Origin of the sequence: Pantoea sp. EKM103V (assembly GCF_011800365.1) — a bacterium.
Taxonomy (GTDB): Bacteria; Pseudomonadota; Gammaproteobacteria; order Enterobacterales; family Enterobacteriaceae; genus Pantoea; species Pantoea anthophila.
Map to the genome: position 1 here is coordinate 462,759 of NZ_JAALFQ010000001.1, position 20,775 is coordinate 483,533.

Genomic DNA, 20,775 nt, shown 5'->3' on the forward strand with positions numbered 1-20,775 from the left:
CGGCCTCTGTTGTGCCATTTTAGCGGCGGATTTTGCCGCGATGTTCCGCCTGGCTCCGGAGAGAGATAGTAGTGAACGATGCCATTCCCCGTCCTCAAAACAAAACCGCAAAGGCGTTAACGCCGCTGCTGGAGATTCGCAATCTGACCAAATCCTTTGACGGCCAGCACGCCGTGGATGATGTCAGTCTGACCATTTACAAAGGTGAAATTTTCGCGCTGCTGGGCGCGTCAGGCTGCGGCAAATCAACGCTGCTGCGGATGCTGGCCGGATTTGAGCCACCGACCAGCGGCCAGATTGTGCTGGATGGTCAGGATCTGTCGCACGTGGCCCCCTATCAGCGCCCGATCAATATGATGTTCCAGTCCTATGCGCTGTTCCCGCACATGACGGTGGAGCAGAATATCGCCTTTGGCCTGAAGCAGGATCGTCTGCCGAAAGGGGAGATCGCCAGCCGGGTCGCCGAGATGCTGTCGCTGGTGCACATGCAGGAGTTTGCCAGACGCAAACCGCACCAGCTCTCCGGCGGGCAGCGTCAGCGTGTTGCGCTGGCACGCAGCCTGGCGAAGCGGCCTAAACTGCTGCTGCTGGATGAGCCGATGGGCGCGCTGGATAAGAAGCTGCGCGACAGGATGCAGCTGGAGGTGGTCGATATTCTGGAGCGGGTTGGTGCGACCTGCGTGATGGTGACGCACGACCAGGAAGAGGCGATGACCATGGCCGGCCGTATCGCGATCATGAATCGCGGCAAGTTCGTGCAGATCGGTGAGCCGGAAGAGATCTATGAGCATCCAACCAGCCGCTACAGCGCCGAGTTTATCGGTTCAGTTAACGTCTTCGAAGGCTTGCTGCGTGAACGTCAGGCGGACGGCCTGGTGATCGACAGCCCCGGCCTGATGCATCCGTTAAAAGTCGACTCCGATGTCTCGGTGGTGGATAACGTCCCGGTTCATGTCGCGCTGCGTCCGGAAAAAGTGATGCTGTGCGATGAGGTGCCTGCCGATGGCTGCAACTTTGCGGTGGGTGAGGTGGTTCACATCGCCTATCTTGGCGACCTCTCTATCTTCCACGTCCGTCTGCATAGCGGACAGATGATCAGTGCACAGTTGCAGAACGCGCATCGCTACCGCAAAGGGCTGCCCACCTGGGGTGACGAAGTCCGCCTCTGCTGGGAAAGCGACAGCTGCGTGGTGTTGACGGTTTAAGGAGCGGCTATGAGCCAGATTTTCCAACGCGCCAAAGCGCCCGCCCGGCTGGTCGGCACGCCACTGCAACGCTGGGCCACCCGGGTCAAAATGCAGCATGGCCGCAAGCTGGTCATTGCGCTGCCTTACCTGTGGCTGGTGCTGCTGTTTCTGCTGCCCTTTCTGACGGTGCTGAAGATCAGCTTCGCAGATATCGCGCGGGCGATCCCCCCTTACACCGAGCTGGTGAGCTGGGCGGACGATCAGTTCAGCATTGTACTCAACTTTGGCAACTACCTGACGCTGACCGACGACCCGCTCTACATCGACGCCTATCTGCAGTCCCTGAAGGTAGCGGCGATTTCGACGGTCATCTGTCTGCTGATTGGTTATCCGCTCGCCTGGGCTGTTGCACACAGCAAGCCGTCGATGCGCACGATTCTGCTGTTGCTGGTGATCCTGCCGTCGTGGACCTCCTTTCTGGTGCGCGTTTACGCCTGGATGGGGCTGCTGAACAATAACGGGATTCTCAACCGCTTCCTGATGTGGCTCGGCGTGATCGATCATCCGCTGGTGATCCTCTATACCAACACCGCCGTCTATATCGGTATCGTCTACTGCTATCTGCCGTTTATGGTGCTGCCGATCTACACCGCGCTGACCCGTATCGACTACTCGCTGGTGGAAGCGTCACTGGATCTGGGGGCGCGTCCGCTCAAAACCTTTTTCAGCGTCATCGTACCGCTGACTAAAGGCGGCATTATCGCCGGATCGATGCTGGTCTTTATCCCGGCGGTCGGGGAGTATGTGATTCCTGAACTGCTGGGCGGGCCGGACAGCATCATGATTGGCCGTATTCTGTGGCAGGAGTTCTTCAATAACCGTGACTGGCCGGTAGCCTCTGCGCTGGCGGTGATTATCCTGCTGATTCTGATTCTGCCGATCATCTGGTTCCATAAGCATCAAAACCGTGAAATGGGAGAGAAGGCATGAATAATCTGCCCACCATTCGCTCACCCTGGCGAACCGGTATTCTGGTCTGCTGTTTCCTGTTTCTCTATGCGCCGATGCTGCTGCTGGTGGTTTACTCCTTTAACAGCTCACCGCTGGTGACGGTGTGGGAGAATTTCTCTTTCCACTGGTACAAGGTGCTCTTCCAGGACAGCGCGATGATTGATGCGGTGCTGCTGAGTCTGAGCATTGCCGGGCTTTCCGCCACCATGGCTGTGGTGCTGGGCACGCTGGCGGCGGTCATCATCGTGCGCTTCGGGCGGTTCCGCGGACATAACGGGTTTGCCTTTATGCTCACCGCGCCGCTGGTAATGCCCGACGTAATCACCGGACTGTCGCTGCTGCTGCTGTTTGTGGCGATGGGCAACGCCTTTGGCTGGCCCAGCGAACGCGGCATGCTCACCATCTGGCTGGCACACGTGACCTTCTGTACTGCCTATGTGGCGGTGGTGATCAACTCGCGTCTGCGTGAACTGGACCGCTCGATTGAAGAGGCGGCGATGGACTTGGGCGCCACGCCGCTGAAGGTCTTCTTCGTGATTACCGTGCCGATGATTGCGCCGGCTATCGTGACCGGCTGGCTGCTGGCGTTTACCCTGTCACTCGACGATCTGGTGATCGCCAGCTTTGTCACCGGGCCCGGTGCCACCACGCTGCCAATGGCGATCTTTGCCACCGTGCGGCGCGGCGTGAATCCGGAAATCAACGCGCTGGCGTCGCTGATTCTGTTTGTGGTCGGTTTAGTGGGTTTTATCGCCTGGCGGGTAATGGCGAACGAAGAAAAACAGCGTTTAAGCGATATTCAGAAAGCTAAACGTGGCTGAAATCGTTAACCTTTGCCACTATATGAACGGGCCGGTTTAACCGGCCCGTTTTTCGATCGGGTGGAGCCACGGACTATGTCAGAAATCTTTAAAAGCAGTGCCACGCTTTCCGATGCGCCGGTGCCGGTCAGTGTGGCGGGCATTGCCATCATTGCCACCCGCTGCCTGAGCGTCCTGATGCTGGCCAATGAGCTGGGCTACAGCGAAATCGCCAACTTTGTTCACCGCAGTGCTCAGTCCTGGGACTCTACGCTTATCTTTATCGCCAGCCAGCTGATCTTCCTGTTTGAGCTGCGCTGCGCCTTTACTCTGATGCGCGGCAGTAATGCCGGACGCTGGGGCTATGTGGCGACCCAGGTGCTCGTACTGGGCTACATGCTGGTGGCCTCGCTGGGCTGGATCTACCCTGAAATTTTCAGTATCGACGGCGACAACAACGTCCAGATTATTCACCACACCCTGACGCAGAAAATCCCCGATCTGCTGGTGCTGATGCTGCTGTTTCTGCCTGCCAGCAGCCGCGCTTTTTTCAGAAAGCGGTGATACAATCGCGCTCCGCCCGACCCGATCGTTAAGGCTTTACCATGCACTGCGCGCTTTATGACGCCAACCGTTGTCGCTCCTGTCAGTGGCTCGACAAACCCTATTCCACTCAGCTCAGCGACAAACAGTCACTGCTGGAACAGCTGCTGGCTGAACAGCCGGTCGCGGCCTGGTTGCCGCCGGTGGTATCACCGCAGCAGGCGTTCCGTAATAAAGCGAAAATGGTCGTCAGCGGCAGCGTTGAGCGTCCGGTGCTGGGCCTGTTGTCCCGGGAGGGGGAGGCGATCGATCTGTGCGCGTGCCCGCTCTATCCGGACAGTTTTCAGCCCGTCTTTGCCGCACTAAAACCTTTTATCGCGCGTGCCGGGCTGACGCCCTATAACGTGGCGCGCAAGCGTGGAGAACTGAAGTTTCTGCTGATTACCGAAAGTCAGCAGGGCGGTATGATGCTGCGCTTTGTCCTGCGATCGACGGCGAAGCTGGAACAGCTGCGCGCGGCGTTGCCGTGGCTGCAACAGCAGCTGCCACAGTTGACGGTCATCTCTGCCAACATTCAGCCGGTACATATGGCGATTCTGGAGGGCGATGAGGAGATAGCGCTGACGCCGGATCAGTCGCTGGCGGAGAACTTCAATGGCGTGCCGCTCTGGATCCGTCCGCAGAGTTTCTTTCAGACCAACCCGCAGGTTGCCAGCACGCTTTATGCCACTGCCCGCGACTGGGTCCGCGCACTGCCGGTCAACAGCATGTGGGATCTCTTCTGCGGCGTGGGCGGTTTCGGTCTGCACTGTGCGACACCGGCGATGCAGCTGACCGGGATTGAGATCAGCGCCGAGGCGATTGCCTGCGCTCAGCGCTCCGCCGCGATGCTGCGGCTGGAGAAGGTGCAGTTTGCGGCGCTGGATTCGACGGCGTTTGCCACCGGGCGGGACGCGGTGCCGCAGCTGGTACTGGTCAATCCGCCCCGTCGCGGGATTGGCGAGGCGCTGTGTGACTATCTGAGCCAGATGGCACCCGATTATCTGCTCTACTCAAGCTGTAATCCGCAGACTATGGCGCAGGATATCGCCCGACTGAGCGCGTATGAGATCACGAAGGTGCAGCTCTTCGATATGTTTCCTCATACCGCCCATTTTGAGGTGCTGACGCTGTTAACCCGCCGCCAGCAGCCGTAGAGCGCGGAGGCGGGCGCTGCGATCGGGGACTTACTCCGGGAACCACTTCTGATTGAGCTGCTGCCAGCTGCCGTTGGCTTTCAGCGCGGCGAGCGCCTGATTAAACTCATCGCGTAGCGCCGTATTGCCTTTACGCACGGCAATGCCAAGGCCGGTGCCAAAGTAGTCCGTGTCGGTCACATGCTCACCGACCGTAGCCAGCTCCGGATTGCTCTTCAGCCACTGATTCACCACCGCGCTGTCGCCAAATACCCCATCCAGCCGGCCACTCTTCATGTCGAGAATCGCATTCTGGTAGCTGTCATAAGCCACCACTTTCACTTCCGGATGTTTTTCCTGCAGGTACTTCTGGTGCGTGGTGCCGTTTTCCACGCCGATGCGCTTGCCTTTCAGGTCGCTGAATTGACTGAACTGGCCTTTCCGGGCGATCACGATCGCTGAGTTCGCATAGTAAGGCTGGGTAAAATCGACCTGTTTGCTGCGCTCTGCGGTGATATCCATGCCTGAGATGACCGCGTCATAGCGGCGGAACTTCAGGGAAGGGATCAGGCTGTCGAAGGCGTTATTGGTAAACGTACACTCCGCTTTCATCTGCTGACAGAGCGCTTTAGCCAGATCGATATCAAAACCGACCAGGTTATTTTCCCCGTCGAGAGATTCAAACGGCGGATAGGTGGCGGAAGCGGCGAAGCGAATTTTTTCCGCTGCCTGAGCGGTGATCGCCAGTGACGCCAGCGCCGCGGCAATAATCCATTTTTTCATTGTAAAAATCCTGTGTTATGGTCAGCCAGAGAAGGCGATACCCTGCCACAGATTGAATGATTATGCAATTATTGTGATTTTCCAGGCGGGAAGGGCGAGCGAGCTCGCCCGGGAATCAGTTGCGCCTTTCAAAGGCCAGCGCACGCCTTTCGATCAGTCGCATCATCAGCGTCAGCAGACCGTTCACGCAGAGATAAATCAGGCCGGCTGCGGCATAGACGGTGACGTCATAGGTCCGGCCATAGAGCAGCTGACCGTGGCCCATCACTTCCATCAGGGTGATGGTGTAGGCCAGTGAGGTGCCCTTGAAGACCAGCACCACCTCATTGGAGTAGGAGGAGAGGGCGCGTTTAAATGCATAAGGCAGAAGAATACGCAGGGTATCTTTTCGGCGCATGCCGAGCGCCGCACACGACTGCCACTGCCCGGCAGGGATCGCTCGCACGGCACCGTAGAAGAGCTGGGTGGTATAGGCTGCGCTGTTCAGCGACAGGGCCAGCATCGCGCAGAGCCAGGGTTGTGAGAGTAAATGCCACAGCCAGGGGATCTGCTGAAGCGAGGGAAACTGTCCCGGCCCGTAGTAGATCAGGAAGATCTGCACCAGCAGCGGGGTGCCGGTAAACAGCGTAATAAATCCTTTTACCAGCGGCGAAAACAGCGGGGTTTTCAGTGACAGCACCACGGTGAAGAGCAGCGCAAGCAGCAGAGCCAGGATCAGCGAGGCCGCGGTGAGCGTCAGACTGGTGTGCAGCCCTTTCAGAAGTTCAGGCAGGTAAGCCAGCATTAGCTGTTCCCCCGTTCAAAGCGGGTAGTGCGCAGTTCGATGCGGCGCAGTACCGCCTGGCTGAACAGCGTAATCACTAAATAGATTGCCGCCGCCACAAGGAACCAGGTAAAGGGCTCCTGGGTGCGGGTAGCGATACTTTTGGTCTGCAGCATCAGATCGTTAACGCTGATCAACGAAACCAGGGCGGTATCTTTCAGCAGAACCAGCCACTGATTACCCAGACCGGGCAGGGCGTGACGCCACATCTGCGGCATAATCAGCCGCAAAAAAATGGCCGATTTTTTCATGCCCAGCGCCTGGCCCGACTCCCACTGGCCGACCGGAACCGCTTTCAGCGCGCCGCGCAGCGTTTGTGAGGCGTAGGCGGCATAAAGCATCGCCAGCGCAATCACGCCACACAGGAACGGACTGACATCGAAGTTCTCAATCTGCATCTGCACCGGCAGCTGAAACAGGCCGAAGTTAAGCGTGAAGCCGTCGGACAGGGTCAGGAGCAGCTGAGAGGCACCGAAATAGATAAACAGCACCACCAGAATTTCCGGCAGGCCGCGAATCAGGGTCACCAGGCCGGTGCCGATCCACGCCAGCGGTCTGAGGCGCAGTGACTCCCAGCCAGCAAACAGCATCGCCAGCACGAGGCCAGCGATGAGAGCACAAACGGCAAGGCCGACGGTCATACCGGCGGCGCTTGCAAGGGTCATCATTTCATTCATCAGAGATTACTGCTGGAACCATTTGCTGTAGATGGTTTTGTACGTCCCGTCAGCTTTGATCTTATCCAGTGCGCCGTTGAATTTGCTCTGCAGCTCGGTGTTACCGGTGCGTACCGCGATGCCCAGGCCGGTACCAAAGTAGGCTTTGTCCGTTACTTTGTCACCGACAGCCGCCAGCGCAGGGTTCTGCTTGAGCCATTCGTTGACCACGGCGGTATCACCGAACACGGCATCAATACGGCCATTTTTCAGATCCAGAACGGCATTCTGATAGCTGTCGTAAGGCACAGTGGTAATTTCGCTGTGTTTTTCCGTCAGGTACTTCTGATGGGTGGTGCCGTTCTGAACGCCTACACGCTTGCCTTTCAGCGCCTCAACGCTGGCCACTTTGCCTTTCTGGGCAACAAACAGCGCTGAGTTGTCATAGTAAGGCTTGGTGAACAGGACCTGCTTTTCACGCTCCGGAGTAATATCCATGCCGGCCATCACCGCATCAAAGCGGCGGAACTTCAGGCTTGGGATCAGGCTGTCGAACGCCTGATTGGTAAAGGTGCAGGTTGCGTCGATCTCTTTACAGAGCGCATTGGCCAGATCGACATCAAAGCCCTGAATCTTATTGTCCGCATCCACAAACTCAAACGGAGGATAGGAGGCTTCGGTCGCAAAACGAATCGTCTGCGCCGCCGTAGCGGTCAGGCTAAAACCAGCGAGCAGTGCAGCAAGTACCATTTTTTTCATTTTTAGCATCCTGACTTAGTGCGAAAGATAGTGAGCAAACGCCTCGGTTTGCGGCTGTGTAAAGCGGCTGGCATCGCCCTGTTCCACAATATGACCGTTCTCCATGTAAACCACGCGGCTGGCGGTTTTACGTGCCACTTCCACTTCATGGGTCACGATCACCTGAGTGATACGGGTCTGCGCCAGTTCGCGAATAATTGAGACAATCTGTGCGGTAATTTCGGGGTCCAGCGCGGCGGTTGGCTCATCGAACAGCAGTACCTGCGGCTCCATCATCAGCGCACGGGCAATCGCCACGCGCTGCTGCTGACCTCCTGAGAGGTGGAGCGGAAAGCGGTCGCTGTAAGGGGTCAGACGCAGCCGGTCAAGCAGCCGGTCGGCGCGGGCGCGGGCATCGCTCTTGCTGAGCCCCAGCACCCGGCAGGGCGCTTCCATCAGATTCTGCAGCACGGTGAGATGCGGCCAGAGATTATATTGCTGAAAGACCATACCCACGTTCTGACGCAGCTCCCGAATCGCGGCATCGGAAGGCTTCTGACTGAAGTCGAACTGATTACCGGCAATCTGCAACTGACCTGAACGCGGCTGCTCCAGCAGGTTGAGGACCCGCAGCAGGGAACTCTTGCCCGCGCCGCTGGGGCCCAGCAGCACCAGGGTCTCGCCCTGAGGGCACTCAAGGTTGATGTCGAACAGCGCCTGATGAGCACCGTAGAAGCAGTTTATTGCGTTTAGTTGAATACTCATGCGCCAGATTTGAATAGCTATTAGTGCCGCGGATTTTAACGTCACCAGAATAGTTATGCAATTCAGGCGGGTTAAAATTTGTAAAACAGGGGGTAAACAGCAAAAGCTTAGCACAAAATCATGCCCTCTCCGGGGGGGGCTGGCAGGGTGCAGAGATAAAAAAAGCGCGGCAGTGAGGCTGGCCGCGCTTCTCATGACTGTCTGATCTATTTTCGCGTTTTTTCCAGCATCTGGCTCAGGCTGCCACCGTCGGCATGCGCAGGATTTCCCATGTAGCGCACGTCATCCACCACCCAGCAGCTGCCCTGATGGATCATCAGCACTTCATCCTGCCACTGACGGTTGTCACGGCTCAGGTCAACCCGCAACGGAATGTTGCGCGCATCGCGGTTCGGAATCGTTGAGGCATCGGCCACGCTGGCGGCTGTCGGACCCTGCGAGAGGCTGGAGAAGATATCGCCATTGCGCCACTGCGCACCGGCGTTGCTGCCGCTGGCCGCCTGTAACGCACGATAAAGCGCGTCACTCAGGTAGGGACGGTATTTCGCCAGCGTGTTGCTGTCGGGCAGTCCCGGCACCGGCTGTTCGATCCGCAGGTCATAAAACTGCTGAGCGACCTGGTCAGGACCGCCCTCAATGCAGGGCGCGGTTCGCGGCCCATTATCCTTAATCACGGGCTCCACGGTGGTACAGGCGCTGAGCAACAGGGCAGCCGGGATCATCAGCGCAAACGCATTGTTTCTCATCTCGATTTCCTTATGGTTCTCTGGCAAGGTGCCTTTTTTAGCATAGAGTATAGCCATGCTTTTTAGTCGATAGAGCCTTAGTCCGGTTTTCAACAAGGAGAATGCGATGAAATTTTCAACCACCCCAACCCTGGAAGGTCACAGCATCAGCGACTATTGCGGCGTGGTCACCGGTGAAGCGATTCTGGGTGCCAACATCTTCCGTGATTTTTTTGCCGGGATCCGCGACGTGGTCGGTGGCCGTTCCGGTGCTTATGAGAAAGAGCTGCGCAAAGCGCGCGAGATCGCTTTTGACGAGCTGGAAGCGCAGGCGAAAGCGCTGGGCGCCAACGCTGTGGTCGGCATCGACATTGATTACGAAACGGTGGGCAAAGAGAGCAGCATGCTGATGGTCAGCGTCACCGGCACGGCGGTGATCCTGCGTTGAGACGCCTGCTGTTACTGCTGACGGCGCTGCTGCTGGCCGGCTGCCAGACCGGCATAGAATCCCGCGACGGCTACTGGGCCGATCTGCGGCATCCGGCACAGGGTGCGCGCCCACGGGTGAAGGTGATCGTGATCCACTACACCGCCGAAGACTTTTCGTCGTCGCTGGCAACGCTGACGGATCGGGAGGTCAGCGCGCACTATCTGATCCCCCGTCAGCCGCCACAGCGCGCCGGGAAAGGGATTATCTGGCAGCTGGTGCCGGAGCAGCAGCTGGCCTGGCACGCCGGGCCCAGCTTCTGGCGCGGAGCCAGCCGTATCAATGACACCTCGATTGGGATTGAACTGGTGAACCGGGGTTATCGCCGCACGCCGACCGGTCTCGAATGGCAGCCCTTTACGGTTGCACAGATGACGGCGCTGGAGGCGCTGCTGCGGGATATTGCCCGGCGTTACGCGATCCCACCGGAAAATATTGTCGGCCACAGTGATATCGCGCCGCAGCGCAAGCAGGATCCGGGGCCGTACTTTCCCTGGCAACAGCTGGCGCAGCGCGGACTCGGGGCCTGGCCGGATAGCCGTCGGGTGCAGTTCTGGCTGGCTGGCAAGGCGCCGCACGCGGCGGTGCCCGCAGAGCAGGTTCTGACCCTGTTGAGCCGCTACGGCTATCCGGTGAGTGACGGGATGAGCGCGCGTGAGCAGCAAAAGGTGATTGCCGCCTTCCAGATGCATTTCCGGCCCGCGGATTGTCGTGGGCTGCCCGATGCTGAGACGGCTGCGATAGCCGCCGCGCTGCTGGAACGCTATGGCGCGGCGCAGTAGCCGTTACTGCTGCAGAAACGCCTTCCAGTGTGCGACCACCTGTTCCAGCGCGGCACGATCCGTATCCAGATGGGTTACCAGACGGGTACGGGTGCCCGCGCTGATTAATACCCCACGCGCTTTCATCCACTCGCCCAGCGATCTGACCTGCGCCTCCGGCACGGCAACAAACAGCATGTTCGTCTGCTGCTCAATGACGTTGATACCCAGCTCATGCAACTGCTCACCCAGCCAGGCGGCATTGTCATGATCCTCCTGCAGCCGCGCCACGTTGTGTTCTAACGCGTAAAGGCCGGCTGCCGCCAGAATGCCCGCCTGGCGCATGCCGCCGCCGGTCATTTTCCGCCAGCGACGTGCGCGCTCAATCAGCGCCGTGTCGCCGCACAGCAGGGACCCCACCGGTGTCCCCAGACCTTTCGAGAGACAGATAGTGAGACTGTCGCAGTAGCGGGCAATCGCCGCCAGCGTGGTCTGCTGCGCCACCACCGCATTAAAGATCCGTGCGCCATCAATGTGCAGCGCCAGCTGATGCGCGCGGGTAAAAGTCCAGGCCTGTTCCAGATAAGCCAGCGGCAGCACTTTACCGTGATGGGTGTTCTCCAGACTCAGCAGACGGGTGCGGGCAAAGTGAATATCATCCGGCTTGATAGCGGCCGCCACCACGTCGAGCGGCAGGGTACCGTCCTCGCTGGCCAGCACCGGCTGGGGCTGAATACTGCCCAGCACCGCCGCGCCACCCGCCTCATATTTGTAGTTGTGCGCCTGCTGACCCACGATATATTCATCGCCACGTTCACAGTGGCTCAGCAGCGCCACCAGGTTTGCCTGGGTACCGGTCGGAAAAAAGAGCGCGGCGGCTTTGCCGCTGAGTCGTGCCGCCTCCGCCTCCAGCGCATTCACGGTCGGATCGTCACGGTAGACATCATCACCGGTTTCGGCAGACATCATCGCGTTCAGCATGGCGGCGCTGGGCCGGGTCACGGTATCACTGCGTAAATCGATCACCTTATGCTCCTGAACGTAGCGGAAGACAAAAAAAAGGCGGGCATCGCGCCCGCCTGGATGGAACCCCTGTTTTACCGCAGCCAGTTGGTTTTCGCCAGTTCTACCACTTCATCCCCGCGACCGTTCATAATGGCGCGCAGCATGTAGAGGCTGAAGCCTTTGGCCTGCTCCAGTTTGATCTGCGGCGGCATCGCCAGCTCCTCTTTGGCGGTGATGACATCGACCAGCACCGGCCCGTCATGAGCAAATGCCTGCTCCAGCGCGCCATTGAGTTCTGACGCTTTCTCCACCCGGATCCCTTTGATGCCGCAGGCCTGAGCGATGGCGGCAAAGTCGGGATTGTCCAGTTCGGTGCCGTCGGTCAGGTAGCCGCCCGCTTTCATCTCCATCGCCACAAAGCCCAGCACGCTGTTGTTGAAAATCACCAGTTTCACCGGCATTTTCAGCTGCGCCAGCGAGATAAAATCGCCCATCAGCATGCTGAATCCGCCGTCACCACACAGGGCCACCACCTGACGATTCCGGTCGATGGACTGCGCGCCCAGCGCCTGCGGCATGGCGTTTGCCATTGAGCCGTGGTTAAACGATCCCAGCAGGCGACGTCTGCCGTTCATCTTCAGGTAGCGCGCCGCCCAGACGGTAGGCGTGCCGACGTCACAGGTGAAAATCGCATCCTCGCTGGCGTAATGGCTGATCTGCTGCGCCAGATATTGCGGATGGATAGGCTGTTTGTCATTGGGCTGTGCCAGCTCATCCAGACTTTTCCTCGCCTCACGATAGTGCTTAACGGCGCTGTCGAGATGGGTACGATCGTTTTTGTGCGTCAGCTGCGGCAGCAGCGCCTGCAGGGTGGTTTTCACGTCACCGACATAGGCCTCATCAACGTGACAATGCGATCCCAGGCTGCCGGGATTGATGTCGATCTGGATGATGCGCGCCTTTTCCGGATAGAAAGCGCGATAGGGGAACTGGGTACCCAGCAGCACCAGCGTCCCGGCGTTCATCATGGCGTGGAAGCCCGATGAGAAGCCAATCAGACCGGTCATCCCGACATCATAAGGGTTATCATATTCCAGGTGTTCTTTGCCGCGCAGCGCATGCACGATAGGGGCTTTCAGCGCTTCGGCCAGCGCGACCACTTCCTGATGTGCTCCGGCACAGCCACTGCCGCACAGCAGCGTAATGTCGCTGGCGTCGTTCAGCGTACTGGCCAGCTGAGCCAGTTCGGCAGGCTGCGGCAGAACCTGCGGCAGCTGCGGTGGATACCACTCGGTGCGGGCGCTCTCCGGCGCTGGCTGCAACGCGATATCGCCGGGTAAGACCACCACCGAAACCCCCCGGTTCAGGATCGCTTTACGCATCGCGATGCCCAGCACCTGCGGTAACTGCTCCGGATTGGAGACCAGCTCGCAGTAGTGGCTGCATTCGCGGAACAGCTCCTGCGGATGGGTTTCCTGAAAATAGCCGCTGCCGATTTCGCTGGAGGGGATGTGCGCGGCAATCGCCAGCACCGGCACGCGGTTGCGGTGGCAATCGAACAGACCGTTGATGAGATGTAAATTGCCTGGCCCGCAGGAGCCGGCGCAGACCGCCAGTTCGCCGCTGATGTGCGCTTCTGCGCCCGCCGCAAACGCCGCCACCTCTTCATGGCGCGTCGGCATCCATTCGATGGTGCCCATGCGATTAAGGCTGTCACTCAGGCCGTTCAGGGAGTCCCCGGTGACGCCCCAGATGCGTTTTACGCCCGCGCTTTCCAGCGTTTTGGCGACCAGCGCCGCCACGGTTTGTTTCATGCTCTTCTCCTTTGTCGGCTCGCCCTGATGTATGACGTGACCAGAACTGAAAAAAGAAGCGTAGACGACACGGCAGAAAAGCAGGCGTGAAAAAATGCGCTGGCAGCGCCGGGGGCCGGGCAGAGGACGGGCCATTTTTCACCTCTGACCCTGTTCCCTGCGCGTTGCGCTTATTTATCGCGGCCAGGTAAATGGTGACCTGCGCATCTCAGACAGGGTTCAGGCAGAGAAAAGGGCGATCAGAATCGGGGCCAGCAGGCTCATCACAAAGCCGTGTACGATGGCCGCCGGGACAATCTCATTGCCGCCCGCCCGCTGCAGCACCGGCAGGGTAAAGTCCATCGAGGTGGCGCCGCACAGGCCCAGCGCGCTCGAGCGATGGCGGCCAATCAGCGCCGGGATCAGCATGATCGCCACCAGTTCACGGACCAGGTCGTTGAAGAAGGCGGCACTGCCGATGACCGGGCCAAAGGCTTCGGTCATCAGGATCCCGGAGAGGGAGTACCAGCCAAAGCCGCTGGCCAACGCCAGACCGGTTTTCAGCGGCATGCCAAGCAGCAGCGCGGCGATCACGCCGCCAGCCAGCGCGCTGACCAGCACCACGCTGGCGACCAGCAGGCCTCGGCGGTTCAGGATAATCTGGCGCAGCGTCATCCCACTGCCGCGCAGCTGAATACCGACCAGGAACAGCAGAAAGATCAGGGCATATTCGCTGGCCGTCGAGGCGTGATGCAGCAGCGGCCACTGCGTCAGGCCGAGCAGAAAACCGATCACCACCACGCCGCAGAGCTTCAGCGAGTCCAGCGCCATATGCAGCCGCGACGGCAGCTTCTCCTGGCGATGCGCATGCTGCCAGGGGGCATATTTTTCCAGTCCGCGCAGTGCCAGCAGGTTACAGATCAGGATGCAGAATGCGGCCACCAGCGCAGTGTGAAACACCGCCAGCAGGTTGCTGCTGAGGTTGTCGAGAAAGGCCAGGCTGATGCCCATAAAAAACAGAATGACGTAAACCATCCAGCCCAGAAGCTGGTTGACCCGGCGCAGGGTGGCAGTCTGTCGGAAGGGTAACAGCCAGCCAGCGATCAGCGGCAGCAGAATAATCAGAAGTCCGGAGTACATAACAGCAGGTTCCATCCCTGGGAGAAGAGGCGACAAGCTAGCGAAAAAGGGTGATGGAGTAAACCCCTTAAACGCGGCTTGACCGGCTGGCTTACGGCAACCATGCTTCTTATAAACTGAGGATGGACGCCTGTGATTCTGGAACATATCGATATTCGGGGTTTCCGCGGCATCAATAAGCTTTCACTGCCTTTGACCCGGACCAACCTGTTGATTGGTGAGAACGCCTGGGGCAAATCCAGCCTGCTGGATGCCCTGAGCCTGTTGCTGTCGCCGCATCAACCGGCGCACATTTTTACGCCCGCCGATTTTCACTTTACCCCGGGCGAGGCGGACGATCCGATGCGCCGTCTGTCGGTTCTGTTTCACTTTCGCGACGATGAGCACGACGCCGATGAGCTGTTCGCTCCCTTCTGGCAGCGTGACGCTCAGGGACAGCGCAGACTCTTTTACCGCGTCAGCGCCATCTGGCGGGATAGCGGTATTGAAACCCAGCGCCGTTTTACAGACGCTGACGGTCAGCTGTTGCCGGAGCCGGGCTGTGCCGCGGCCATCGATCGGTTGCTGAAACGTCATCCGGTTCTGCGACTGCGCGATGCGCGTTTCAGCAAGCGCACCCGGGGAAGTGCGCCGCTGGATTCTGCGCATACCCCGTTACTGGAGTCGCTGGCGCGCGATCTGGCGCGCCACCCACAGCAGCTCAGCGATGAGGTGCTGCGGCAGGGACTAAAGACCATGCAGCAGCTGATGCAGCACTACTTTCAGGTGCAGACGCCGGAAACCGGTCAGACGGCGCGGCCGCGGGATGGGCAGACGCGCGACGGCGGGCAGGGCTGGCGGGCGCTGGATCACCTCAACCAGCTGATTGCGGGAACGGACTCCCGCAGCCGCCAGCTGATCCTGCTGCAGATCTTTACCCTGCTGATCGCGGCGCGGGGCGATCTGCCTCTTGCCGCCGATGCGCGGCCGCTGCTGTTGATTGAAGACCCGGAAACCCGGCTGCACCCGATTATGCTCTCGGTAGCGTGGAACCTGCTGAGGCTGCTGCCGCTGCAGAAAATTGCCACCACCAATTCCGCTGAGCTGCTGTCGCAGGTGCCGGTGGAAAATGTCTGCCGTCTGGTGCGTGAATCGTCGCGCGTAGCGGCCTGGCGCATCGGTCCGGAAGGACTGAGTGCCGAAGAGAGTCGGCGTATCGGCTTTCATATCCGTGTCAACCGTCCTGCGGCGCTGTTCGCCCGCTGCTGGCTGCTGGTGGAGGGGGAGACCGAAGTCTGGATCATGAATGAGCTGGCGCAGCAGTGTGGCTACAACTTTGCGGCTGAAGGGATCAAAGTGATTGAGTTTGCGCAGTCCGGTCTCAAGCCCCTGCTGAAGTTTGCCCGGCGTATGGGCATCGCCTGGCATGTGCTGACCGATGGCGATCAGGCGGGGCATAAGTATGCCGCCACGGCGCGCAGTCAGCTGCAGCCGGGTGACGCGGAGCCGCGTTTTCTGACGCAGTTACCGGCGCTGGATATGGAAAATTTTCTTTATCAGCACGGCTTCCAGGAGGTTTATCATCAGATGGCGCACCTGCCGTTAAACGTTCCGATGAGGTCCAGGCGTATTATTACCAAAGCGATTCACCGCAGTTCCAAACCTGAGCTGGCGATTGCGGTAGCCTCATCGGCGGCAGAGCGCGGGCCAGAGGCGATTCCGCCACTGATGCGGCAGATGTTTGCCCGGGTTATCCGGCTGGCCCAGGGGCAGGCAGACTGAATGCCCTGAAATGAAAATGCCAGCGGCACGGGCTGGCATTTGGGTCCACCGTTCATAAGGGGAGAAGTGTCAGGCCACAACCTGCACCTCAACGGGGACGATAAGGCTGGCGTGATTGCCTTTCGGACCTTCATGAACATCGAACTGAACCTGCTGGCCTGCCTTTAGCGTTCGGTAGCCCTCCATCTGAATGGTGGAGTAGTGCGCAAAAATATCGTCGCCGCCTCCGATCGGACAGATAAAGCCAAAGCCTTTGGAATTATTGAACCATTTAACGGTGCCCGTCTCCATGCTTTTACTTCCCTCGCAAGACATTTTATAAGTAGGTGAGGTCTCAGACGCTGTGAGTCAGAGTTGATTAAAACTCAATCAGCCTGTGCAGGTAGAATGTAGAGAAAGCGCCGCTGGCGTCAAGCAAACCACCGGGCCAGGTGAGGAAAAAATCATCAAAATTTGAGGCAGTTAACGCTATTGCGAATTTTGTGATGCAGGTCGCGCGAGGAAATTTCTGAATAAATTTTCAGCAGCGGCCAGCGGCTTGACAGACATGTTAAACTCTCAGGATGTAGCGACGTAAAAGCTCAAAGCGAAATCTCAACGGAACACTATGGCAAACACAAACGACTGGCTTAATTTTGAACATCTGGCCGAAGACAAAGTACGCGAAGGGTTAAAGCCGCCTTCAATGTATAAAGTCATTCTGAATAATGACGATTATACACCTATGGAATTTGTTATTGACGTTGTACAAAAGTTCTTTTCTTATGATGTTGAACGTGCAACGCAGCTGATGTTGAAAGTTCACTATCACGGCAAGGCGATCTGTGGTGTATTTACTGCAGAAGTCGCCGAAACAAAAGCGGCCCAGGTGAACAACTATGCGCGGGAAAATCATCATCCGTTGCTGTGTACGCTGGAAAAAGCCTGAACACGTCTCCATATAGGAAACTGGTAAGGGCGATAATTGGGGGAGGTGCCTAATGCTCAATCAAGAACTGGAACTCAGTTTAAATATGGCTTTCGCCAGAGCGCGTGAGCACCGTCATGAATTTATGACCGTCGAGCATCTGTTACTGGCATTGCTCAGTAACCCGTCGGCCAGAGAGGCACTGGAAGCCTGTACGGTGGACCTTGTGGCTCTAAGGCAGGAACTCGAAGCCTTCATCGAACAAACCACGCCGGTGCTGCCCGCCAGCGAAGAGGAGCGTGATACCCAACCGACGCTCAGCTTCCAGCGCGTTCTGCAGCGTGCGGTTTTCCATGTCCAGTCATCCGGTCGCAGCGAAGTCTCCGGCGCGAATGTGCTGGTCGCCATTTTCAGCGAGCAGGAGTCGCAAGCGGCCTATCTGTTACGCAAACATGAAGTCAGCCGCCTTGATGTGGTGAATTTCATCTCTCACGGTACGCGCAAAGATGAGCCGGGCCAGGCGCCAGGCGCAGAAAATCCGGTTAACGAAGAGCAAGCAGGCGGGGAGGAGCGTATGGAAAACTTCACCACCAATCTTAATCAGCTTGCTCGCGTCGGTGGGATCGATCCACTGATTGGTCGCGATAAAGAGCTGGAACGTACCATTCAGGTGCTGTGCCGTCGCCGTAAAAATAACCCGCTGCTGGTGGGGGAATCCGGTGTCGGTAAAACCGCCATTGCAGAAGGTCTCGCCTGGCGCATCGAGCAGGGCGACGTGCCGGAAGTGATGAAAGAGTGCACCATCTACTCGCTGGATATTGGTTCGCTGTTAGCTGGCACCAAATACCGGGGTGACTTTGAAAAACGGTTCAAAGCGCTGCTGAAGCAGCTGGAGCAGGACGAACACAGCATTCTGTTTATCGATGAGATCCACACCATCATCGGTGCAGGGGCTGCGTCCGGTGGCCAGGTCGATGCGGCCAACCTGATCAAACCGCTGCTTTCCAGCGGCAAGATTCGGGTGATGGGTTCTACCACCTATCAGGAGTTCAGCAACATCTTCGAAAAGGATCGTGCGCTGGCGCGTCGTTTCCAGAAGATCGATATCACGGAGCCGTCTGTTGATGAGACCGTGCAGATCCTGAATGGCCTGAAAACCAAGTATGAAGCGCATCACGATGTGCGTTATACCGCGAAAGCGGTGCGCGCCGCCGTGGAGCTGGCGGTGAAATATATCAACGACCGTCATCTGCCTGACAAGGCGATTGATGTCATCGATGAAGCGGGTGCGCGTGCGCGCCTGATGCCTGCCAGCAAGCGCAAGAAAACCATCAATGTCTCCGACATTGAAACCGTGGTTGCGCGTATTGCCCGTATTCCGGAGCAAAGCGTCTCTGCAACTGACCGCGATACGCTGAAAAATCTGGGCGACCGTCTCAAAATGCTGGTCTTTGGTCAGGACAACGCCATTGAGGCGCTGACTGAAGCGATCAAAATGAGCCGCGCAGGTCTGGGTCAGGATCGCAAGCCGGTAGGTTCCTTCCTGTTTGCCGGACCAACCGGTGTCGGTAAGACAGAAGTGACCGTGCAGCTGGCGAAAGCGCTGGGTATCGAGCTGCTGCGCTTTGATATGTCTGAGTATATGGAGCGTCACACCGTCAGTCGTCTGATTGGTGCGCCTCCGGGATACGTCGGCTTTGATCAGGGCGGCCTGCTGACGGATGCCGTTATCAAGCATCCTCATGCGGTGGTGCTGCTGGATGAGATTGAGAAAGCGCACCCGGATGTGTTCAACCTGCTGCTGCAGGTGATGGACAACGGTATGCTGACCGATAACAACGGACGCAAAGCGGACTTCCGCAACGTGGTGCTGGTCATGACCACTAACGCCGGTGTGCGTGAGACGGAACGTAAGTCGATTGGCCTGATTCATCAGGACAACAGCACCGACGCAATGGAAGAGATCAAAAAGATCTTTACGCCAGAGTTCCGTAACCGTCTCGACAACATCATCTGGTTCAGTCACCTGTCACCAGAAGTGATCCATCAGGTGGTCGACAAGTTTATTGTCGAGTTGCAGGCGCAGCTGGATGCCAAAGGCGTGTCGCTGGAAGTCAGTGATGAAGCCCGCGACTGGCTGGCGGAGAAGGGTTACGACAAGGCGATGGGCGCACGTCCGATGGCGCGTACCGTGCAGGACAGCCTGAAAAAACCATTAGCCAATGAGCTGCTGTTTGGTTCGCTGGTGGATGGTGGCTCGGTATCCGTGGCGCTGGATCGTGAGAAAGGTGAACTGACCTATCACTTCCTGAGTGCGGAAAAACGGAAAACTGAAGGCACAGTGCATTAATCGCCTGCTGCAGATGTGAAAAAGGCCGGATAATTATCCGGCCTTTTTTTTCGCTGCAACCTGAAGGGCGGCGAAATTAATGTCTGTTAGCGACTACGGAAGACAATGCGGCCTTTGCTCAGGTCGTACGGGGTCAGCTCAACGGTCACTTTGTCGCCCGTCAGGATGCGGATGTAGTTTTTGCGCATTTTACCGGAGATATGAGCAGTAACCACGTGTCCGTTCTCAAGTTCTACGCGGAACATGGTGTTAGGTAACGTATCCAGTACGGTACCTTGCATTTCAATATTGTCTTCTTTGGCCATCGAATCCTCTGGGTGTACTACCTTTCAGTTGAACCGGCAAGATAATGCCCAATTCAACGATTTATGTAAAGAACCGTCGGCGATTTTGCCAACGCTTTGCCGGGGGTGCTCGTCAGTGGCGGGCATCCGGTAAAATTAGGGTGTTTATGTGGCGTCTGCGGGGGATTAGCGGGCTAAGAATCTGTATCAACCGGTTACACGCGCACGATTGAAAACAGTTCCGAGAGTGCGTTGAGATTCCCAGCCTGGCAATTCCGGCTCGTTATTGCGAAGCGCGGACGACATACCAAACCCGACTATTATACCACTTAACCGTCTTTATGTGTGCAAAACATCTCGGCGTGACTAAAAAAGGGTCTGGGTCTGCCAGCAGCCTTCGCTGACCGGCTGGCTGGCAAAGTTCTGAACATAGTGCAGATAGTCACTGCGGGGGATCTCCTGCGCGCCCAGCGAGGCGGTGTGCGGGTTAAGCACCTGGCAATCGACCAGACGCCCCTGATGGCGGATGAAATGCTGGCAAAAGACCAACAGCGCGGTTTTCGAGGCATTCTGCTGGCGGCTGAACATCGACTCGCCGCAGAAAATCTGCCCCATCGCCAGCCCATACATGCCCCCCACCAGCTGATGCGCGTCCCACACCTCAATGGAGTGGGCGTGGCCCAGCTCATAGAGTCGCCGCCAGGCGCGCTTCATTTCAAACGTGATCCAGGTGCCTTCTTCGCGTCCGCTGGCGCAGCCCTCGATCACCTCGGCAAACGCCTCATTCATCGTGACGCGATAGGGCGACTGGTTATGGAAACGCTTCATGCTGCGGCTGAGATGAAACTGCTCGGGCAGAAGAACCGCACGGGGATCGGGTGACCACCACAGGATAGGATCACCGGACGAAAACCACGGGAAGATGCCGCGTTGATACGCATTCAGTAACCGGGCAGGGGAGAGGTCGCCCCCCATGGCCAGCAGGCCATTCGGCTCACGCAGTGCCATTTCAGGAGGCGGAAATTGCAGAGATTCCCGTGACAGTTGTATCAGTCTCATCGCGATAGGTTACTCATCAGCA

At 58.1% G+C, this 20,775-nt stretch carries 22 protein-coding genes; 10 read left to right on the forward strand and 12 right to left on the reverse strand.

The window, feature by feature from the left end:
* Positions 1-71 precede the first annotated feature (71 nt).
* The 5 genes from potG to rlmC all read left to right on the forward strand — a co-directional run bounded on the left by potG (position 72) and on the right by rlmC (position 4,737).
* Positions 72-1,205, forward strand: a complete 1,134-nt coding sequence (gene potG / locus HFD97_RS02320) for a putrescine ABC transporter ATP-binding subunit PotG (RefSeq protein WP_009091176.1) — start codon at positions 72-74, stop codon at positions 1,203-1,205.
* A 9-nt stretch (positions 1,206-1,214) separates the two neighbouring features.
* Entirely contained in the window at positions 1,215-2,177 is a 963-nt protein-coding gene (potH, locus tag HFD97_RS02325; protein WP_009091174.1) for a putrescine ABC transporter permease PotH, read from the forward strand.
* Entirely contained in the window at positions 2,174-3,019 is an 846-nt protein-coding gene (gene potI / locus HFD97_RS02330) for a putrescine ABC transporter permease PotI (RefSeq protein WP_111207963.1), read from the forward strand. The genes potH and potI overlap by 4 nt, the downstream gene beginning before the upstream one ends.
* Positions 3,020-3,094: 75 nt before the next feature.
* Positions 3,095-3,562: a YbjO family protein gene (locus HFD97_RS02335; RefSeq protein ID WP_009091170.1), complete on the forward strand. Its 468-nt coding sequence runs from the start codon at positions 3,095-3,097 to the stop codon at positions 3,560-3,562.
* Positions 3,563-3,603: 41 nt separating this feature from the next.
* Positions 3,604-4,737 (forward strand): 23S rRNA (uracil(747)-C(5))-methyltransferase RlmC, encoded by a 1,134-nt coding sequence (gene rlmC, locus HFD97_RS02340; RefSeq protein ID WP_167431064.1) that lies wholly within the window; start codon positions 3,604-3,606, stop codon positions 4,735-4,737.
* Between the two features lie 30 nt (positions 4,738-4,767).
* Here rlmC and HFD97_RS02345 read toward each other — a convergent pair whose 3' ends face one another.
* The 6 genes from HFD97_RS02345 to HFD97_RS02370 all read right to left on the reverse strand — a co-directional run bounded on the left by HFD97_RS02345 (position 4,768) and on the right by HFD97_RS02370 (position 9,227).
* Positions 4,768-5,499, reverse strand: coding sequence for an arginine ABC transporter substrate-binding protein (locus HFD97_RS02345; protein ID WP_140028283.1), 732 nt, complete (start codon positions 5,497-5,499; stop codon positions 4,768-4,770).
* Positions 5,500-5,614: 115 nt separating this feature from the next.
* The gene (artM, locus tag HFD97_RS02350; protein WP_009091164.1) at positions 5,615-6,283 is read right to left on the reverse strand and encodes an arginine ABC transporter permease ArtM; all 669 of its coding nucleotides are present in this window, start codon (positions 6,281-6,283) and stop codon (positions 5,615-5,617) included.
* Positions 6,283-6,999, reverse strand: coding sequence for an arginine ABC transporter permease ArtQ (artQ, locus tag HFD97_RS02355; protein WP_009091162.1), 717 nt, complete (start codon positions 6,997-6,999; stop codon positions 6,283-6,285). Before artQ ends, artM begins: the two co-directional genes overlap by 1 nt.
* 6 nt (positions 7,000-7,005) lie before the next feature.
* Positions 7,006-7,737, reverse strand: coding sequence for an arginine ABC transporter substrate-binding protein (gene artJ / locus HFD97_RS02360; protein ID WP_009091160.1), 732 nt, complete (start codon positions 7,735-7,737; stop codon positions 7,006-7,008).
* Between the two features lie 15 nt (positions 7,738-7,752).
* Positions 7,753-8,481 carry an arginine ABC transporter ATP-binding protein ArtP gene (artP, locus tag HFD97_RS02365; RefSeq protein WP_009091158.1) on the reverse strand — a complete coding sequence of 243 codons (729 nt, stop codon included), beginning with the start codon at positions 8,479-8,481 and terminating at the stop codon, positions 7,753-7,755.
* A gap of 206 nt (positions 8,482-8,687) precedes the next feature.
* Positions 8,688-9,227 (reverse strand): lipoprotein, encoded by a 540-nt coding sequence (locus HFD97_RS02370; RefSeq protein WP_009091156.1) that lies wholly within the window; start codon positions 9,225-9,227, stop codon positions 8,688-8,690.
* Positions 9,228-9,333: 106 nt separating this feature from the next.
* Between HFD97_RS02370 and HFD97_RS02375 the strand changes: the two genes are divergently transcribed.
* Together HFD97_RS02375 and HFD97_RS02380 are read left to right on the forward strand one after the other, a co-directional pair.
* A complete protein-coding gene (locus HFD97_RS02375) occupies positions 9,334-9,654 on the forward strand; it encodes a heavy metal-binding domain-containing protein (protein ID WP_009091154.1) in 321 nt (106 codons plus the stop codon).
* Positions 9,651-10,475: an N-acetylmuramoyl-L-alanine amidase gene (locus tag HFD97_RS02380; protein WP_167431063.1), complete on the forward strand. Its 825-nt coding sequence runs from the start codon at positions 9,651-9,653 to the stop codon at positions 10,473-10,475. The genes HFD97_RS02375 and HFD97_RS02380 overlap by 4 nt, the downstream gene beginning before the upstream one ends.
* Before the next feature lie 3 nt (positions 10,476-10,478).
* On the opposite strand, the gene ltaE is transcribed toward HFD97_RS02380, so the two are convergent.
* The 3 genes from ltaE to HFD97_RS02395 form a co-directional block, all read right to left on the reverse strand.
* Positions 10,479-11,480, reverse strand: coding sequence for a low-specificity L-threonine aldolase (ltaE, locus tag HFD97_RS02385; protein WP_167431062.1), 1,002 nt, complete (start codon positions 11,478-11,480; stop codon positions 10,479-10,481).
* A gap of 71 nt (positions 11,481-11,551) precedes the next feature.
* Positions 11,552-13,273 (reverse strand): ubiquinone-dependent pyruvate dehydrogenase, encoded by a 1,722-nt coding sequence (poxB, locus tag HFD97_RS02390; RefSeq protein WP_058957467.1) that lies wholly within the window; start codon positions 13,271-13,273, stop codon positions 11,552-11,554.
* A gap of 219 nt (positions 13,274-13,492) precedes the next feature.
* Entirely contained in the window at positions 13,493-14,392 is a 900-nt protein-coding gene (locus HFD97_RS02395; protein ID WP_167431061.1) for a lysine exporter LysO family protein, read from the reverse strand.
* A 132-nt stretch (positions 14,393-14,524) separates the two neighbouring features.
* Between HFD97_RS02395 and HFD97_RS02400 the strand changes: the two genes are divergently transcribed.
* A complete protein-coding gene (locus tag HFD97_RS02400; protein WP_167431060.1) occupies positions 14,525-16,153 on the forward strand; it encodes an ATP-dependent endonuclease in 1,629 nt (542 codons plus the stop codon).
* A 69-nt stretch (positions 16,154-16,222) separates the two neighbouring features.
* Here the strand turns inward: HFD97_RS02400 and cspD are convergent, their stop codons facing one another.
* Positions 16,223-16,444 (reverse strand): cold shock-like protein CspD, encoded by a 222-nt coding sequence (cspD, locus tag HFD97_RS02405; protein ID WP_009091144.1) that lies wholly within the window; start codon positions 16,442-16,444, stop codon positions 16,223-16,225.
* 316 nt (positions 16,445-16,760) lie between these two features.
* Here cspD and clpS point away from each other — a divergent pair, with 316 nt between their 5' ends.
* Both clpS and clpA read left to right on the forward strand, forming a co-directional pair.
* A complete protein-coding gene (gene clpS / locus HFD97_RS02410) occupies positions 16,761-17,081 on the forward strand; it encodes an ATP-dependent Clp protease adapter ClpS (RefSeq protein ID WP_003849318.1) in 321 nt (106 codons plus the stop codon).
* 52 nt (positions 17,082-17,133) lie between these two features.
* A complete protein-coding gene (gene clpA / locus HFD97_RS02415; protein ID WP_009091142.1) occupies positions 17,134-19,410 on the forward strand; it encodes an ATP-dependent Clp protease ATP-binding subunit ClpA in 2,277 nt (758 codons plus the stop codon).
* 86 nt (positions 19,411-19,496) lie between these two features.
* Here the strand turns inward: clpA and infA are convergent, their stop codons facing one another.
* Positions 19,497-19,715 carry a translation initiation factor IF-1 gene (infA, locus tag HFD97_RS02420; protein ID WP_002211347.1) on the reverse strand — a complete coding sequence of 73 codons (219 nt, stop codon included), beginning with the start codon at positions 19,713-19,715 and terminating at the stop codon, positions 19,497-19,499.
* A gap of 345 nt (positions 19,716-20,060) precedes the next feature.
* Complete coding sequence (aat, locus tag HFD97_RS02425; RefSeq protein ID WP_167431059.1) at positions 20,061-20,753, reverse strand: leucyl/phenylalanyl-tRNA--protein transferase; 693 nt, start codon at positions 20,751-20,753, stop codon at positions 20,061-20,063.
* Positions 20,754-20,775: the final 22 nt, after the last annotated feature.